This is a genomic window from Neorhizobium sp. S3-V5DH, assembly GCF_004343065.1.
Lineage (GTDB): Bacteria > Pseudomonadota > Alphaproteobacteria > Rhizobiales > Rhizobiaceae > Neorhizobium > Neorhizobium huautlense.
Genome location: NZ_SMCL01000001.1, coordinates 675,086 through 690,976 on the forward strand (window position 1 = coordinate 675,086; position 15,891 = coordinate 690,976).

At 58.9% G+C, this 15,891-nt stretch carries 14 protein-coding genes and 1 tRNA gene; 7 read left to right on the top strand and 8 right to left on the bottom strand.

Annotated elements, in window-relative coordinates; all coding sequences use genetic code 11:
- Positions 1 to 62: 62 nt before the first annotated feature.
- The 3 genes from ppdK to EDE09_RS03290 all read left to right on the top strand — a co-directional run bounded on the left by ppdK (position 63) and on the right by EDE09_RS03290 (position 3,643).
- Positions 63 to 2,735 (top strand): pyruvate, phosphate dikinase, encoded by a 2,673-nt coding sequence (gene ppdK / locus EDE09_RS03280; RefSeq protein WP_132408856.1) that lies wholly within the window; start codon positions 63 to 65, stop codon positions 2,733 to 2,735.
- Complete coding sequence (locus EDE09_RS03285; RefSeq protein ID WP_132408858.1) at positions 2,732 to 3,163, top strand: GNAT family N-acetyltransferase; 432 nt, start codon at positions 2,732 to 2,734, stop codon at positions 3,161 to 3,163. The genes ppdK and EDE09_RS03285 overlap by 4 nt, the downstream gene beginning before the upstream one ends.
- 120 nt (positions 3,164 to 3,283) lie before the next feature.
- Entirely contained in the window at positions 3,284 to 3,643 is a 360-nt protein-coding gene (locus EDE09_RS03290) for a VOC family protein (RefSeq protein ID WP_112801612.1), read from the top strand.
- A gap of 23 nt (positions 3,644 to 3,666) precedes the next feature.
- On the opposite strand, the gene EDE09_RS03295 is transcribed toward EDE09_RS03290, so the two are convergent.
- The 3 genes from EDE09_RS03295 to EDE09_RS03305 all read right to left on the bottom strand — a co-directional run bounded on the left by EDE09_RS03295 (position 3,667) and on the right by EDE09_RS03305 (position 5,254).
- The gene (locus EDE09_RS03295; protein WP_132408860.1) at positions 3,667 to 4,311 is read right to left on the bottom strand and encodes a DUF1109 domain-containing protein; all 645 of its coding nucleotides are present in this window, start codon (positions 4,309 to 4,311) and stop codon (positions 3,667 to 3,669) included.
- Positions 4,308 to 4,856, bottom strand: a complete 549-nt coding sequence (locus tag EDE09_RS03300) for a sigma-70 family RNA polymerase sigma factor (RefSeq protein ID WP_132408862.1) — start codon at positions 4,854 to 4,856, stop codon at positions 4,308 to 4,310. The genes EDE09_RS03295 and EDE09_RS03300 overlap by 4 nt, the downstream gene beginning before the upstream one ends.
- Before the next feature lie 131 nt (positions 4,857 to 4,987).
- A complete protein-coding gene (locus EDE09_RS03305; protein ID WP_132408864.1) occupies positions 4,988 to 5,254 on the bottom strand; it encodes a hypothetical protein in 267 nt (88 codons plus the stop codon).
- A 332-nt stretch (positions 5,255 to 5,586) separates the two neighbouring features.
- Between EDE09_RS03305 and EDE09_RS03310 the strand changes: the two genes are divergently transcribed.
- A complete protein-coding gene (locus EDE09_RS03310; RefSeq protein WP_132408866.1) occupies positions 5,587 to 6,480 on the top strand; it encodes a DUF1499 domain-containing protein in 894 nt (297 codons plus the stop codon).
- 16 nt (positions 6,481 to 6,496) lie between these two features.
- Here EDE09_RS03310 and EDE09_RS03315 read toward each other — a convergent pair whose 3' ends face one another.
- Together EDE09_RS03315 and EDE09_RS03320 are read right to left on the bottom strand one after the other, a co-directional pair.
- Positions 6,497 to 6,949 carry a thiol-disulfide oxidoreductase DCC family protein gene (locus tag EDE09_RS03315; RefSeq protein ID WP_132408868.1) on the bottom strand — a complete coding sequence of 151 codons (453 nt, stop codon included), beginning with the start codon at positions 6,947 to 6,949 and terminating at the stop codon, positions 6,497 to 6,499.
- Between the two features lie 10 nt (positions 6,950 to 6,959).
- The gene (locus EDE09_RS03320) at positions 6,960 to 7,871 is read right to left on the bottom strand and encodes an MBL fold metallo-hydrolase (protein WP_132408870.1); all 912 of its coding nucleotides are present in this window, start codon (positions 7,869 to 7,871) and stop codon (positions 6,960 to 6,962) included.
- Between the two features lie 189 nt (positions 7,872 to 8,060).
- Here EDE09_RS03320 and EDE09_RS03325 point away from each other — a divergent pair.
- Together EDE09_RS03325 and EDE09_RS03330 are read left to right on the top strand one after the other, a co-directional pair.
- A tRNA-Gln gene (locus EDE09_RS03325) sits at positions 8,061 to 8,135 on the top strand.
- 586 nt (positions 8,136 to 8,721) lie between these two features.
- Positions 8,722 to 9,804 (top strand): calcium-binding protein, encoded by a 1,083-nt coding sequence (locus EDE09_RS03330; protein ID WP_112801627.1) that lies wholly within the window; start codon positions 8,722 to 8,724, stop codon positions 9,802 to 9,804.
- Positions 9,805 to 10,158: 354 nt separating this feature from the next.
- Here EDE09_RS03330 and EDE09_RS28830 read toward each other — a convergent pair whose 3' ends face one another.
- From EDE09_RS28830 to EDE09_RS03345, 3 genes are all read right to left on the bottom strand, one after another.
- Positions 10,159 to 12,219 (bottom strand): protease, encoded by a 2,061-nt coding sequence (locus EDE09_RS28830; protein ID WP_281033645.1) that lies wholly within the window; start codon positions 12,217 to 12,219, stop codon positions 10,159 to 10,161.
- 725 nt (positions 12,220 to 12,944) lie between these two features.
- Positions 12,945 to 14,351, bottom strand: a complete 1,407-nt coding sequence (locus tag EDE09_RS03340) for a bifunctional serine/threonine-protein kinase/universal stress protein (protein ID WP_132408872.1) — start codon at positions 14,349 to 14,351, stop codon at positions 12,945 to 12,947.
- 2 nt (positions 14,352 to 14,353) lie between these two features.
- A complete protein-coding gene (locus EDE09_RS03345) occupies positions 14,354 to 15,094 on the bottom strand; it encodes a metallophosphoesterase family protein (protein WP_132408874.1) in 741 nt (246 codons plus the stop codon).
- 202 nt (positions 15,095 to 15,296) lie between these two features.
- On the opposite strand from EDE09_RS03345, the gene rfbC reads away from it, so the two are divergent.
- The gene (gene rfbC, locus EDE09_RS03350; protein ID WP_112801635.1) at positions 15,297 to 15,866 is read left to right on the top strand and encodes a dTDP-4-dehydrorhamnose 3,5-epimerase; all 570 of its coding nucleotides are present in this window, start codon (positions 15,297 to 15,299) and stop codon (positions 15,864 to 15,866) included.
- Positions 15,867 to 15,891: the final 25 nt, after the last annotated feature.

Consider the following 15,891-nt stretch of genomic DNA (forward strand, 5'->3'; position numbering starts at 1 on the left):
TCCAAACCGTCGTAAAACCTGTAGTTATGGCGAAAAACAGACTGCATCGGGTGGAGGGCAGCATGATGAAGTGGGTCTATCGCTTCGGCGGTGGCGAGGCCGAGGGCCGCGCCGTCGACCTTGAGCGGTTAGGTGGAAAGGGCGCAAATCTCGCCGAGATGGCGAGCCTTGGCTTGCCTGTGCCGCCGGGTATGACCATCATCGCAAATGCTTGCGCCCATTATTTTGAACATGGCCAGACCCTTCCCGATGACCTGAAAAGCCAGGTTCTCGAGGGCATCGCTGCCATGGAGGGCCTGACGGGGCGCAGCTTCGGGGGCTCGACCAAGCCGCTTCTGCTCTCCGTCCGCTCCGGTGCGCGCGCCTCCATGCCTGGCATGATGGATACCGTCCTCAATCTCGGCCTTAATGACGAGACGGTGCAGGCGCTTGGTCACGACGCCGGCGATGCCCGCTTTGCCTGGGACAGCTACCGGCGGTTCATCCAGATGTATGCCGACGTCGTCATGGGCCTTGATCACGAAGTGTTCGAGGAGATCCTGGAGGACGAAAAGGCCCGTTTCGGCCATGATTACGATACCGATCTTTCCGCGGTCGAATGGCAGCATGTCGTCGGCCTCTACAAGAAGATCATCGAAGAGGAGTTGGGAGAGAGCTTTCCGCAGGATCCGCATATCCAACTGTGGAAGGCGATTGCGGCGGTGTTTTCGAGCTGGATGAACCCGCGTGCGCTGACCTACCGGACCCTCCACCGCATTCCCGAAGAATGGGGTACGGCCGTCAACGTCCAGACCATGGTGTTCGGCAACCTCGGCTCGTCGTCGGCAACGGGGGTTGCGTTCACCCGCAACCCCTCGACAGGCGAAAGGGCGCTTTACGGCGAGTTTTTGGTGAATGCCCAGGGCGAGGATGTCGTCGCCGGCATCCGCACGCCGCAGTCGATCACCGAAGAGGGGCGCATCGCGTCGGGCTCCGAAAAGCCCTCGATGGAAAAGCTGATGCCGGAGGCTTTTTTAGAATTCAAGGCGATCTGCGAACGGCTGGAAGCCCATTACCGCGACATGCAGGACCTCGAATTCACCATCGAGCGGGGAACGCTCTGGATGCTGCAGACCCGTTCGGGCAAGCGCACCACCCGCGCGGCGATGAAGATCGCTGTCGATATGGTGGAGGAGGGACTGATCTCCGAGGAGGAGGCGATCTGCCGGATCGAGCCTCCTTCTCTGGATCAACTGCTGCATCCCACCATCGATCCGCGGGTTGAACGTCATATAATCGGTTCGGGCCTTCCGGCGTCGCCGGGCGCGGCCACCGGCGAGATCGTCTTCACCGCCGAAGAGGCGGTGGCAGCGGAATCGGAGGGCCGCAAGGTCATCCTGGTTCGGATCGAAACGAGCCCGGAAGACATTCACGGCATGCATGCGGCCGAAGGAATTCTCACCACACGCGGCGGCATGACCAGCCACGCAGCGGTGGTCGCCCGTGGCATGGGTATCCCTTGCGTGGTCGGCGCTGGTTCGATGCGTGTCGACCTTCGCAACGAACTTTTGATCGGCGTCGGCGGCATCACGCTGAAGCGGGGTGACACGATCACCATCGATGGCTCGTCCGGCCAGGTGTTGCAGGGAACGGTGCCGATGATTCAGCCGGCGCTTTCCGGCGATTTCGGCAAGCTGATGGCCTGGGCCGACAAGAACCGCCGCATGACCGTACGCACCAATGCCGATACGCCTCAGGATGCACGGGCTGCCCGCTCGTTCGGCGCCGAAGGCATCGGCCTTTGCCGCACCGAGCACATGTTCTTCGAGGGTGACCGCATCCATGTGATGCGCGAGATGATCCTTGCGGAAGACGAAAACGGCCGCCGGGCAGCTCTTGCGAAACTCCTGCCGATGCAGCGCTCGGATTTCACCGAGCTTTTCACCATCATGCACGGCCTGCCGGTGACGATCCGCCTGCTTGACCCGCCGCTGCACGAATTTCTGCCTAAGACGGAGGCCGAGATTGCCGATGTCGCCAAGGCCATGGGCATGCCGCCGGCATTTCTGGCCCGACGCATCGACGCTATCCATGAGTTCAACCCGATGCTCGGCCATCGTGGCTGCCGTCTGGCGATCTCCTATCCCGAGATTGCCGAGATGCAGGCCCGCGCTATTTTCGAGGCTGCCGTGGCCGCCGCATTAGAAACCGGCGAGCCCGTGGAGCTTGAAATCATGGTGCCGCTCGTCAGCCTTCGCACCGAACTCGATTACGTGAAAGGTGTCATCGACCGGGTTGCCGATGATGTTGCCAAGGAAAGCGGCACGCCGATCGCTTACCTCGCCGGCACGATGATCGAGTTGCCGCGGGCTGCGATCCGTGCCCATGTGATTGCCGAGACAGCACAGTTCTTCTCCTTCGGCACCAACGACCTTACCCAGACGACGTTCGGGATTTCGCGCGATGACGCGGCGACCTTCATCCCGACCTACCAGCGCAAGGGCATCATTGAGCACGATCCGTTCATTTCTCTGGATTTCGACGGCGTTGGAGAACTGATCAGACTGGCCGCCGAACGCGGCCGCAGGACACGACACGACCTGAAGCTCGGGATTTGCGGCGAGCATGGCGGCGACCCGGCATCGATCCGCTTCTGCGAAGACGCCGGGCTTGACTATGTCTCCTGTTCGCCTTTCCGCGTGCCGATTGCCAGGCTTGCGGCGGCCCAGGCGGCGATAGAGGGGAAAAAACCATGAACCCGGTTACCGTGCTTGCCGTGCCGGTTTTCAGCACGCTCTGCAACGAGGGTTTTCGGCTGCGTCGCGAGGTCTTCATCGTCGAGCAGAACGTGCCGGCGGATATGGAGTTCGATGCCGACGATCTGACGGCCTTTCATTTCGTGGCGATCCTCTCCGGCGAAGTTTGCGGCACGCTCCGATTGATCTACGCCGACGACTTCGTCAGGATCGGACGGGTTGTCGTCAGCCATGCCTGGCGCGGCAAGGGAATTGCAAGCGCCATGATCCGCCATGCCATGGATGTCCACCGGACTGCGCGCGACAACCGTTTTTGCCTGTCGGCGCAAAGCGACAAGACAGCAATGTACGAACGCTTCGGCTTCAAAACCTTTGGCGAGGAGTTCTTCGAAGTCGGCATCCCGCATTACGAGATGAGAAATTTCTGACCGACCTCAGCCTGTTCATCTGCCGGAGGTCTTTGGCCGGAATCGAATGAGGAGTCGTTTTCAGGCGACGGCTGTGGCAGAATTTGTCTGTGAGTGAACGGGGGCGACGGGGAGGACCAGATGCCGCGCTTGGACCATGTAACGATCCGCACCCGCGATCCGGGGCCGATGATGGCGTTCCTCGAAAAGGTGTTGGGAGTGAAGGAAGGCTTTCGTCCGCCGTTCCCTTTCCCAGGGCATTGGCTTTATCTCGATGGCCATTCCTGCATTCATCTGCTTCCCGTTGATCGGAAAGATGATCCTCCTGTTGGCATCTATGATCACGTGGCCTTTGCGTTTTATGACCGTGATATCGCCGTCAGGGATATCGAGGCGACCGGTTACCGCTTCGAACACGATGCCATACCGGGTACCGATATAGGCCAGATTTTTGTCTACGGGCCGGAGAGCGTAAAAATCGAACTTCAATACCGCCGCTGATCGAGGCGTGGTCTTACCTCCCCCTACCAGCGGAGCAGGCGGGGGCCGATGAGAGCGCCGATAAGGCCGGTCATCAGAATTCCGAGGGAATACCAAATCAGCACGAAAGGCATGCCGTTTTCGGTGCAGAACCAGGAATAAACCCAGGCACCCGCCGCGCCGGCGGCAATGCCCGCTATAAGCCCCGTCAGGCGCAGATCGGTCGGTGCCGCTCGACGCAACCACAAGATATTTCCGGCAAGGACCGGAAGTGCGAAGGCGAAGATCAGGAAGGGGCAGTGCAACGCCGAGGACCCCAAGATGAGGACCCGATAGGTCTCACTCGGAGACATCATCAGCTGGATTGCGGCGGCGACTGCCATGGCCAGGAAGATCACGGCAATCAGGACAAAGAAGCGTCCCTCCGAACCGTCCGGGCGGGCGAGGTGGTAGACCGCGAGGAGCGCGACGACTGCAAGCAGTGCGTTATAGGCGGACTTGATCCAGAAGACGGGCAGCATCAGCGCCTCGCTCATATCGACGCGCAAGCCCAGGATCGTCAGCATGAGGAGCAGCGAAACGGCAAGAGTAGCGACGAGGTCAAGCGCCAAGCGCCGCTCCAGCGCGCGGGGCGCCACCGGCTTAAGGTCCTTCACCAGGCTGTCGATGATATCGTCTGTCCGTTTCACGTTTCGCCTCGCAATTTCTCCGCCAATGCCTTCAGGCCCCTGTGGATGCCTACCTTGACTGCCGATTCGGATTGGCCGGTGCGGCTTGCTGTGTCGGCGACCGATTGCCCCTCCAGTTTCACCTGACGGATGATTTCCTGTTGTCTTGCCGGCAGGCTGTCGAGAAGCCGCTCGACATCCATGCGGGCGGTCACCGCATCTTCGCTGAAACCGCTTTCAAAATCCTCGCCGAGTTCCACCTCCGCCATCATCCGCCCACCGCGACCACGGTGGTGGTCGATCAGCTTGTAGCGCGCGATCGAGAAGAACCAGGACGTGAACGGGCGATTGCGATCGTATGTTGCTCGCCGGGAATGCAGCGCCAGCAATGTCTCCTGGACAAGGTCTTCCATATCCGCTCTCGTCGCCGCGCCCATCCTGCGGCTGTAGTAACCGACGAGCAGGACGCGCAGAGCGTTCAGCAAACGCCGGTAGGCTGCCTCGTCCCCATCCAGGGATAGAAGCATCAGCGTCTTCAGGGCTTCTTCCGAATGGGCGATGGTCATGCTGTCTCGTTGGTATTCGGAAGCCTGGTGCGATCGGTTACAGCCTGCGGAAAATTTTTCCCGAAGCTCAGCCCTATCACATGAGCGTGACGCTGTAATGTGTTCCGGTCAGCGTCAAGTTGCCCTTACGCCTACCGTCTTTCGACGATCACGCGCCGCTCGACGACCATAGGGCGCCACATCATCGAACTGCTGCGGGCCTGGAAGGCACGCGACTCCGCCCGGCGGTCGAGCTCCAGGTCCAGCACGCAGCGCGCCATCGCTTCGGAGCCGCGCCGGAAGCCATAGCCTGCGCAGGTGGTCTCGTCGGCTGCGCGGCGCTCCTCCGGCGTCATGGTCTGGCAAGCCGCAAGCGGCAAGGCGAGCGCTGCAAGCAGGAGAGGACGACGAAGGCGCATGACGGAAACTCCCAAGGAAAGATGTAGGGTGCGACACCCGACTTCGCCTTTTTTACACAAGAACGACTGCCCGCACCATGTCTGAACCTGCTTCAGGCTCGCCCCCGTCAATTGTCGGTGGATTGAAATACCGAACGGTCTGCCCGCGAAAAGCCTGGGGAGGATTGGCAAGCGGTCACAAGCAAGGACAAGAGGATGATGCTGAAGATACCGGTATTGCGCATGGGCGGATCTCCTTGTGCAAAGGGACGAACAAAGCGATTTCCATTTAAGAATGGCTGCTTTAGATATAAGTGCCGGTGTCCTCATATTGTCGTGAGCCTCGTGTCAGCATGACCGTCCGTTTTGTCCGGCCCGTTTCCCATTCGGCCTATGCTGCAAGAAGGCTGGGACTTTCCGCGCTCGTGCTTTTCGCCATCGCGACACTTGCCCATCGATTCGGCCCGCTGACGACACCGGATTTTTTGTCTTTGACCTTCCTTGCCGCGGCGATTGCGGCAGTCTCCGTGCCGTTGTCGTTGATCGGGCTGACGCGGCTCTGGCAGGTGGGTGCGGAAGGCGGCGTCGCAGCCGCCAAGGGCCTCTTCTACGCAGCGGTGCCGCTCGGGGTCGTTGCGACCGGTACGCTCTATTATTACACGCTGCCGCCGCTTTTCGATATTTCGACGGACATTGTCGACCCGCCGACATGGATCGCCGAGCCGAACGCGAAACAGCAATGGCTGCCGCGACCGGCTTCTGTCACGCCGGCCGACAGGCGTGCGCAGTTTGCCGCCTATCCGGGTCTGACCGGCCGCCGGTATGAAGGTGCTCTCGATCGCGTCTATGAAGGCGTGCAGAAGGCTATGCTTTCCGCTCGCATTTCGGTGACGCGCAGGGAAGGAGTGGAACTGATCGCGCCGGATATCGCCGAGCGGCCTGCGCCCGAGGACGAGCAGGCCCCGGTGCCGGATCTGGCGCCGATCCCGCTGCCGCGTCCCGAGCCGTCGCTCACCACCGTTTTCGGCAATGCCGGCGACGTCCTGCTTCAGGGAGAGGCCCGCACGCTGGTTCTCGGACTGCGCTTCGATCTCGTTATCCGTCTGCGCGAAGATGCCGAGACCACTTCGGTCGATATCCGCGTCGCCTCCCGTTATGGACCGCATGACCTTGGCATGGGTGAAGCGATTGCCGAAGACTTCCTCGATCGACTCGACACCGAACTCTTGGGTATCGCCGGCAACTGACGACCGGGTCGGCGCTTTACGCGAGGAAACGATGTTTATCTGCGGCCGTTGGCACGAAGCAGGACGAGCGTCTGCCGGCGATCCGGTAACGGTTCCGGGCGATGATGTCATAACCCCAGTCGCGGAATGACCGAGGCAGGACGGACAGGAACCGCATGAGCGACCATCGCATGCCGAGGGAACCCAGCACCCGCAGCGTGGCATCCGACTTGAAATAAGGCCGGCCTCCGTCGAGCAGCAGATTGGTCTCGTACTTGCGGGTTTCCAGGCCGTAGTGCCGGTAAAGCGCGTTACCGAGCGGCGACTGTGCGGTGAGGAACCGATAGCGGCCACGCCGGTCGTGCTTGAGAAGGAATTTCACCCAGCCGGAGCAGAACACGCATTCGCCGTCGAAGATGATGACCGGCCCGGTATCATCGAAGCCGGGCACGGCGGGGTCGCAGCGATAGCTGTAGGACTGGCCGATCATCGTACTCTCCTCAGGCGAGCCAATAGGTGCCCACCAAGGAAGGCGGGCCTTCGGTGACGACGCGGCCTTTTTCGACGAGGTCTTCCAGATGCGCCAGCACGGAAAGGGCGGCCGCGCCGTGCAGGCGCGGATCGGTGCTGGCATAGATTACCTTCACCATATCCGGGATCAGCCGGTCGCCCGCGCGAATGCGCTCCAGGACGGCACGCTCGCGCATGCGGCGGTGGGTGCGAAGGCCGCGAAGGAACGACGTCGGCTCTTTTACCGGACCGCCGTGGCCGGGGAAAAAGATCTTGTCGTCCCGCTCAAGCAGCTTGTCGACCGAGGTCATGAAATCGGCCATCGAGCCGTCCGGCGGCGCCACGATCGTCGTCGCCCAGGCCATGACGTGATCGGCGGAAAAAACCACGCCCGTCCCTTCAAGCGCGAAGGCCGCATGATTGGCCGTGTGGCCTGGCGTATGAAGGGCGGAAAGCGCCCAGCCGTCCCCCTCGATCGTTTCTCCGTCTGCGACCGCAATGTCGGGGACGAAGTCGATATCCGAGCTTTCCGCGAAGGGATTGGTTTCGCCGACGTGTAGCGGACGAGCGGCCCGGTGCGGCCCTTCGGCGACGGTTACTGCTCCGGTTGCCTCCTTAAGCCGTCGGGCAAGCGGAGAATGGTCGCGATGCGTGTGGCTGACGAAGATATGGGTGACTTCGCGCCCTTTGAGTGCCGCCATCAGGGCGTCAAAATGTGCCTCGTTCTCGGGGCCGGGATCGATGACGGCCACGGATGAGCTTCCGACGATATAGGTATTGGTTCCATGGAATGTGAATGGGGAGGGGTTGTTGACGGTCAACCGCTCGACACCGTCGGCAACAGGCACCGGCGTCCCGTAGGCAGGGGAAAATTCCATATCGAAGGTGAGATCCTCTGCCATGCCGGCCTCAGCGTGTGTGATCCTCGTCTCTTACTACGAGCATCTATCACCGCTTCTGCCGCGGTGCATTCAAAAATGCGCATCGGAAAAATGGAAAATCGTGAAGTTAGCCGTTGAGAGGCTGAACAAGCTTTGCTAGAGCAAGCCACCTGCCGGGGCGGTTTGATCCGATTTTCCGCCCGCAAGTGTTGGGGCGTCGCCAAGCGGTAAGGCACCGGTTTTTGGTACCGGCATTCCCAGGTTCGAATCCTGGCGCCCCAGCCACGGTCTCCTGGGTCCATACTGGCATATAGGTAACGATCAATTCGTCAGAAGGGGAGCCAGAGGCAGCGCTTGTTATGGCGCACCACCAGTCCCGTCTAGGCAGGTGGCCGCAGAACAGACTCATAAGGACGAAGCCGACAACGGAAAAGGTGAAGACGCCGCCGGATGGGCGACTAGATCCAAGAGTTCAACGCAGCAGGTTCGACGGCCTCAACGCGCCTGTGGTTTGCCGAACTGGAACCTCGCTGGTCTGCTGCCCAGAAGGTGACGTTGGCTGAGATCATCGAAGGCAGGGCCAGATCCGGCGTTGATCCAGTGGCGCCTGAAGTGGTGAGATCACGAGTGCTCAAAAAACATCTCCTTCATTAAGAGCCGCCTCTGGGCGACCTAGCGGACGGAACGTCGACGGAGATTTGGTGGAAAGACGAGGCCGATTTCGGTCAGAAGACTGGCATGGTGTGGCAACGGGCGCGGCGCGGCAGGGGACTATATTGATAGCCGCACTATGCGGATGAATTTGCCGTTCTGCTGCTGTTCATCTTGTCGATGCTACCCAAGGCGCAGGACCAAATACCAGGAGTGAGATATGGCAATCGTGCGGGGCAATGACTACGCCAACACCATCTATCAGGACGACTACGGGTACGAGCTCGATATTTATGCCTATGGTGGCAACGATCGCATCTACCTGAATGTCGGTGGCTCCAACGGCGGATGGAATTGGGTGGCCGCCGGGGCAGGCGACGATCGGGTCTATAACGTCTACGAGGGCGGCAACGAGATCGATCTGGGAACCGGCAACGATTTTTATTCCACCATCGGATTTTCCACCAATCCCGACTACTACGACGTCGTGCGTGGTTACGACGGGAACGACGTGTTTGAAGTTTCGACCTTCCACAGCGACTATTACGGTGAGATCGGCAACGATAGCTTCTACTCTGTCGGGTTCAATAACTATTTCAACGGTGGCTCCGGCACCGATGTGATTAGCTATGAACTGCAGGACGATGATCCGGATCTGGCTGGTTCCGGCGTGGTGGTCGACCTTCGCGATGGCTATGCCTATACCAAGGGCACCAATTACGAGGAGACCCTCGTCAGCATCGAGAACGCAGTCGGAAGTGGTGCGGCCGACAAGCTCTACGGCTCGATCGGTAGCAACAAGCTCTGGGGCAGCGGCGGCAACGATTACATCTACGGCGATTCCGGCAACGATTCGCTTTACGGCGAAACCGGCAATGACACTGTGCTTGGTGGTTCCGGCAATGACCTCCTGAGCGGTGGTTCCGGCAATGACCGGCTTTCCGGTGGCAGCGGCAATGACAGGCTCATCGGCGGCAGCGGGTACGACAGGTTTCTCTTCAATACCGGGCTCAGTTCTTCCGGCAATGTCGATCTGATCGACGACTTCAACGTCACCTACGATGCAATTGAACTGGACAACGCCATCTTCACCCGCTTCACGTCGAATGGCGCCATCTCGTCCAGCATGTTCGTCAGCAACACGACCGGCCTTGCGCGTGATGCCAACGACTTTCTGATCTACGAACGCGACAGCGGCGATCTGTTTTACGACAGCAATGGCAGCGCTTCCGGTGGGCGGATCCTGTTTGCCGAACTCGACCCAAACCTCTCGCTAACATACCGGGACTTCGTAATCGTGTGATATCAAAACCCTGCCGGCTCGAGGCAATATCGTGGGAAGCAGCATTTGGCTGATCTGGACCGCGGTGATAAGATCTCAATTTCTGTGAAAAGCGGGAGATTGCCAAATTGCTTGCGGATATAAATGGCGGGCTTGGAGGATCGCCGGCGGCATGCCCGCCGTAAATAGAGCGGTTTGTTGCGGCCGGCTAGAACCCGGCTGAAACGCCGTGACCACGCGTGGAATTTAAACCTTGCAACTATCCCTAGACGGCGCCGATGAGGCGATCATCGATGCTGTTTGGAGGTCTGCTTGAGAAGGTAGAGGCTTCGACTACCATAGCGGCACCAAGCCAAAAGACCCGCTAGCTAATTATTATACGAAGACGAAGTCGTCGTTCTGCAGGTTACTTAGCGAAACGTTCTTCAAAGTCAGCACGTTATTCGCGTCGTGGACAATAATCGTGTCTTGTCCCTGTTGAACCGCCGCGTCCAGCAGGGAAGAAAGATCGGAGAAAATATCAGCCGCGAAGTGCATGACGTCGCCTGCAATGGTGGAGAAGTCCTCGATAAAATCCTTCCCGAAACCAAAAACGAAGTAGAAGGTATCACTGCCCAAGCCACCATTCATCACATCGTTTCCGGCTTGACCATATAGCTTGTCATTTCCGTCATTGCCCCCCAAGCGGTCGGCACCAGCTCCGCCAGCGAGGATATCGTGGCCGGCCCCGCCAGACAAAATGTTAGCGCCAGCGTCCCCATAAAGTTGGTCATTGTATTTGCTACCCATCAAGTTTTCGATTGACGAATAAACATCTCCAGCGGCATCGGAGATGTTGGTGCTCGGCGACACCAAACTCGCCCTTACGCCTACTCTCGCCGTGACATAAGAGGCAGTATCCGATCCGCTTCCACCCAAAAGCCTGTCAGTTCCCGCCCCGCCTATCAAGGTGTCATTGCCTTCGCCTCCCGAAAGTACGTTCGCGGCCGAATTGCCCTCCAGGCGGTCGCTATATTTGCTGCCTGTCAAATTCTCGATTGAAGAGTAGATATCTCCTTTGGCGTCACCCGTGTTATTTGTGGAAGACGCCAAACTGGCAGATACGGCACCGGTAGCGGTTTCGTAAATCGCAGTATCCGACCCGTTTCCGCCGTAAAGTCTGTCGGCACCTGTATCGCCGAATAGTAGGTCGTTTCCGTCGTCGCCGTTCAGAGTGTCGTTGCCAGCCCCGCCGTTTAGGCGGTTGCTTCCCTTATCGCCATGCAAGGTATCCCCGTAGGACGAACCAATCAGATTCTCGATCGAAGAATAAATGTCACCCGCGGCCTCGCCCCGGTTGATCGAAGGCGAATAGAGACTGGCGATAACCGCAGCGCTTGCTGCGGCATAGGACGCCGTATCAATGCCAATTCCGCCGTACAGGCGATCCCCACCTAGTCCTCCAATGAGTGTGTCGTTTCCGGCTTCACCGCTAAGCGTGTCGTTTCCCGAATATCCCGAAAGGGTGTTATTCACCTGATTGCCAATGATTGAATCGGCGGCTCCGCCGCCTTTCACATTCTCAATCAAAGAGGCAGTATTACCCTTGTACAGAAGGGCATTATAGATATTGCCCCGCGCGTAGCCGCCGTTAGGGCCGCCACCAAGATATGCAGCCTGAGCCGAGCTGAAGAGGGACGCCATGCCGGGACGAAGATCCACCTTCAGACTTGTCGAATAAGCGGTGAGATCGAATGTATCGACTCCACCGCCATCCCAGATGGTTGCGAAAATCTCTCTCCCCGAAGCAAGAATGCCCGCTTGGCCGTCCACTAGCGTGACACCTGAACCTGGCTGCCATTTGTATGTCGTGTGGCCATTATTTGTGGAGTAGTCTGCTCCATACATCTGCTGCAGACCAGCAATGTCGGCGATCATGTAGGATTGAGGAGCGTCACTCATGCCGTAGCGATAACCGTCTATTGGTCCGCCAACGTAGCTTCGATACGTCATGATGGAATATTCTAAGTTATCATAGCTAGCCGGCAGAGGATTGAATCCTCCTTCGCTCTCGTGGCCATGCTTGAGCCCAAGCGCGTGGCCAATCTCGTGTAGCATCGTGTGCCACTCATAGTTGCCGGCCACGGGACTGCGATAATTATACCCTCGGCCAAACCAAATATCGCCTGCCTGCGAATACCCACCCGGCAAATATGCCCACGCTGTCGACGGGGCGCTCGATTCAGCGAAACGGAGGGTGGCAGTTGTCGCCGAACCGGCAGAGATCGCAAGGTTCGTAAATCCTTCCACCGAAAATCCGTCGTTGGCCTTGCCGCCGTAGGAGGCTTCGAGCGCGAAAAGTGCCGCCGCCTGCTGGTTGTCGGAAACCGTGCTGAACGAAAGCGGCTCTCCTGAATAGCTGTAACTTGTGGAGGCAGAGGGGAATGAATAGGTCACCGGACCCGCCCATGCATGGCCACTAAGCACCCCGTCAACTAGCGTGTTCCCGGAGGCTGCCTGAACCCTGCTTGAAGTGAAGCTCCCAGTCACCTGATTCCCTTTCGGATAATACGGTCTCGTTACCGCCCGCACACGCTATTGTTATCAGGGGCGTTACTTAAGAAAGCTTTTCAAGCAACACAACACTTGATTTTGATAGTGAATTTTTAGCTACCCCGTTCCCCCATCGCCGGTCAGCGAGTGAAGTTACGAACTGCTCCGCAGTAGACTTCTTTGATGAGGTAAGCACGACAAGATTAGTGGCACTGCAGGACGATCGTTATTCGGTGAGCGGGGCGAGGCCGGACTGCTGAGCGGAGAGCGGTGATTGACCGAACCACGACGATTCCGTTTCTCGCCAGGCATCCGGTCGTCTGCATCGACCGTGACCTGCGTTTCTGCCCAGACCGACCTGATCGGAACGTGCCGAATTAACGTGTTGAATCTTAACGGTCTCGTTGTTGACCTGAATGCTTCAGGGGCTGTTGAAGGTGAAGGCTATGATGTCGGTTGCCTACGTGTCTAAACCCTGATGAAGAGGATCGGAAACGAGGCGGTAGATCATCATGCGACGACTGGCCATTCCCGATACATTGAACGGCCCACACTGAGATATAGCATGCCGGTCGGCCTAAAACGGTAGCCACAGAAGATCATGACATTGCGTTATTTCTTGAAGCTGCCTATCCCCCTCTCTTGCTGCGGCGCCTTACCACCGTCACAGTACAGGGGGCGTGGGTCGCCACAGCGCCAGAGACGCTGCCAAGGAGGGTGCGGATTGTTGAATGCGCTCGCGCCCCCATTACGATGTGGTCTACGAGGTTTTGCCGTGCGAATTCGAGGATGGCGTCGGCCGGTGAAACCGCCTCGATGACGTGGTGGGTGATCGTGCTTTCGGGAGACCTGAGCGGCTCTGCCCAATGTTTCAGTTGCACGAGGCGTGCGACATGCAGGTTCGTTCCGGTTTCATCGACTTCCTTGTCCAGGGCGATACGGTTGATCTTCAGAACATTGAAGCAGGCGATTCGGGCGTTCGGGGTATTGTCGAGGATCCGCTGCAGGGTGAGCCGCAACTCTTCGGCCAGATCGACCGAACTGTCCGTCAGATCGATCGCAGCCATGACGATCGGCGCCTTTCCCTGTGCCTCCCGGGCGGTCTTTTCTTTCAGAAGTTCGATCGGATCCGGGTTAAAGCGGCGCTTCAGCGCTTCCGCCAAGCCGTCCCGCCGGATTTTTTCCGCCCGCGCGGTAAGCGCAACCTTGGAGAGGTCCTTGAGGTCCATGGCGAGCTGCGCCGCTGCCGGATAACGCCGCGCCGGGTTGACCTCCAGGCAGCGCAGAATCACTTCCTGCAATGGCTTGGAAATTTCCGGCCGCAACGCGCGTGGCGGCGCCGGATCGCGCCACAGCCGTTTTTTTAGCCCCTTCATTCCCTGCGGATCGCCGAACGGCCGTGTTCCCGTCGCGAAGAAATACATCAACACGCCGAGCGCGAAAATATCGCTGCGGCAATCGCTTCTGACCCCGAGGATCTGTTCAGGCGCCATATAGGGGGCGGTGCCGTAAGGCAGACGGAACTCCTCGTCCATCAGATCCGGAAGGTGCAGGTGGCGGGCAAGGCCATAGTCGACCAGCACGGCTTCGCCGGTTTCGCGGAACATGACATTCGAGGGCTTGATATCGAGATGGACGACGTCCTGACGATGCAGATCTGCGAGCGCGGTCGCGATCCGTGCGCCGAGGTCGGCCACCTCCGCCTGGCCGAGCGGCAACATCTCGAGCCGGTGGTAGAGCGATTGTCCGGGCAGCCGTTCGAAGACGATATAGGGTTGCTGATCGAAGTCGCCGCTTGCCACGAACCGGGGCACATGCGAGCCCGAAAGCCGCGGCAGGATCATCTGCTCCATCTCGAAACCGACGATCGTGGCCGGGTCTGCGCCGCCGCCGACCACCGGCACCTTCATGAGAAGCGGGAAATCATAGTCTGGATGGGATACCGAAAACAGCTTTGCCATGCCGCCGCGATGGGCCACCTCGACTATGGTAAAGCCATGGATCCTGCTTCCGGGCTGGAGCGTCGCTGAAGGCATGGTCAGGTCCCCTTCGAGAGCCGGCTTGCCAGGCTGTCCGGCAGGCCGGCAGCGCGGATCTTGGCTGCGGTTTCCTCGACGTCATAGGGGACCTTCAAGAAACAGAGTTCGCCGCTATCGGTATCGAGGATTGCAAAGCCTGCGGCGGGATCGCCGTCCCGCGGCTGGCCGACGGAACCGATCACCGCAAGCCAGCGCCGCTGCATCAGCAACGGAATGGGCATGGTGCTCGACGGCGTGAAGGACGTCACCTTGCCGCCGGCACCGAAAGAATAGAGAGCGGGTCGGTGCACATGGCCGCAGAAGCTCAAGCGCGCTCCGCAGCGCGAAAAATGCAGCGCTGCGGCTTCGGCGTTGCGCACATAATGAAACCGGGATGGCGCCGAGGCGTCCGAATGGACGTAGAACCGATGATCCTCTGTGACGGAAAGCGGCAACTTCGCCAGGAAGAGCTTTTGCGCCGGACTCAGTGCATCCCTCGTCCAGTCGATTGCCGTCCTTGCGGTGGAGCTCATGGATGACGAAGGCGTCGCGACCGCCTGGTCGTGATTGCCTCGGACAATCACGGCACCTGCTTCGGCTAGCTCGGTGGCCTTGTCCACACACCAGCCCGGATCAGGACCGTAACCGACAATGTCACCGAGTATGACAAAACGATCCACGCCGCGTGACCTGCAGTCGGCCAGGACCGCCTGAAAGGCCTCGCGGTTGGCGTGGACGTCGGACAGGATCGCGATCTTCATGTGAGGCCTCCCACCTCGTACTTTAGGGCAATCGGACGGCTTCACCATTGGCCGGAAGGCTAAGGAGACTGGGCAATGGGTCGGAGATATTCTTCACCGGAGAAGCGAAGCTATTTCCCAGATTAAAGCCAACCTATGCGTTGCACTTGAGGTTTCAGTGTGGTTCATACGCAACCGATAATTTTCAAGCCATGGAGATCCCATGCTGTTCGAGCGTATGAAGATACCGGACGTCGTTTTGATTACTCCAAAGAAGTTTGGCGATGCTCGCGGTTACTTTATGGAGACATTTCGGCAATATCTGTTCGACGCAAATGTGGGATCCCATGCATTTGTTCAGGAAAATCGATCTTTTTCAGCGGAAGTCGGCACTGTGCGGGGGTTGCACTTCCAACTCAATCCGAGAGCCCAGGGAAAACTGGTCTCATGTACAGCGGGCGCGCTTTTGGATGTGGCTGTCGATATTCGGAACGGATCACCAACCTTCGGCCAATATGTGGCAATCGAACTGACGGCAGAGAGCGCCCACCAATTATGGGTGCCGCCTGGTTTTGCGCACGGCTTTTGCACCCTGAAACCCGATACCGTTATCAGCTACAAGGTGACTGACTACTACAGCCCTCAACACGACCGTGGCCTGCTATGGAATGATCCGGCGATCGGTATCACCTGGCCAATATCCTCCGATCGTGCTGTTCTATCAGAAAAAGACCGGAAACAACCAACGCTAGCCGATCATCAGGCAAATTTCTTTGTACCTGAAGAACAATAACGCGCCGCGCTTTAACCTGCTCATA

Bases quoted from the DNA above. Each gene is read 5' to 3' on its own strand.
- EDE09_RS03305 (WP_132408864.1), bottom strand. From the start codon at position 5,254: ATGCGCCTTCGTCGTCCTCTCCTGCTTGCAGCGCTCGCCTTGCCGCTT.
- rfbC (WP_112801635.1), top strand. From the start codon at position 15,297: ATGCTGTTCGAGCGTATGAAGATACCGGACGTCGTTTTGATTACTCCA.
- EDE09_RS03300 (WP_132408862.1), bottom strand. From the start codon at position 4,856: ATGACCATCGCCCATTCGGAAGAAGCCCTGAAGACGCTGATGCTTCTA.
- EDE09_RS03320 (WP_132408870.1), bottom strand. From the start codon at position 7,871: ATGGCAGAGGATCTCACCTTCGATATGGAATTTTCCCCTGCCTACGGG.
- EDE09_RS03340 (WP_132408872.1), bottom strand. From the start codon at position 14,351: ATGCCTTCAGCGACGCTCCAGCCCGGAAGCAGGATCCATGGCTTTACC.
- EDE09_RS03330 (WP_112801627.1), top strand. From the start codon at position 8,722: ATGGCAATCGTGCGGGGCAATGACTACGCCAACACCATCTATCAGGAC.
- EDE09_RS03345 (WP_132408874.1), bottom strand. From the start codon at position 15,094: ATGAAGATCGCGATCCTGTCCGACGTCCACGCCAACCGCGAGGCCTTT.
- ppdK (WP_132408856.1), top strand. From the start codon at position 63: ATGATGAAGTGGGTCTATCGCTTCGGCGGTGGCGAGGCCGAGGGCCGC.
- EDE09_RS03285 (WP_132408858.1), top strand. From the start codon at position 2,732: ATGAACCCGGTTACCGTGCTTGCCGTGCCGGTTTTCAGCACGCTCTGC.
- EDE09_RS03290 (WP_112801612.1), top strand. From the start codon at position 3,284: ATGCCGCGCTTGGACCATGTAACGATCCGCACCCGCGATCCGGGGCCG.
- EDE09_RS03315 (WP_132408868.1), bottom strand. From the start codon at position 6,949: ATGATCGGCCAGTCCTACAGCTATCGCTGCGACCCCGCCGTGCCCGGC.
- EDE09_RS03310 (WP_132408866.1), top strand. From the start codon at position 5,587: ATGACCGTCCGTTTTGTCCGGCCCGTTTCCCATTCGGCCTATGCTGCA.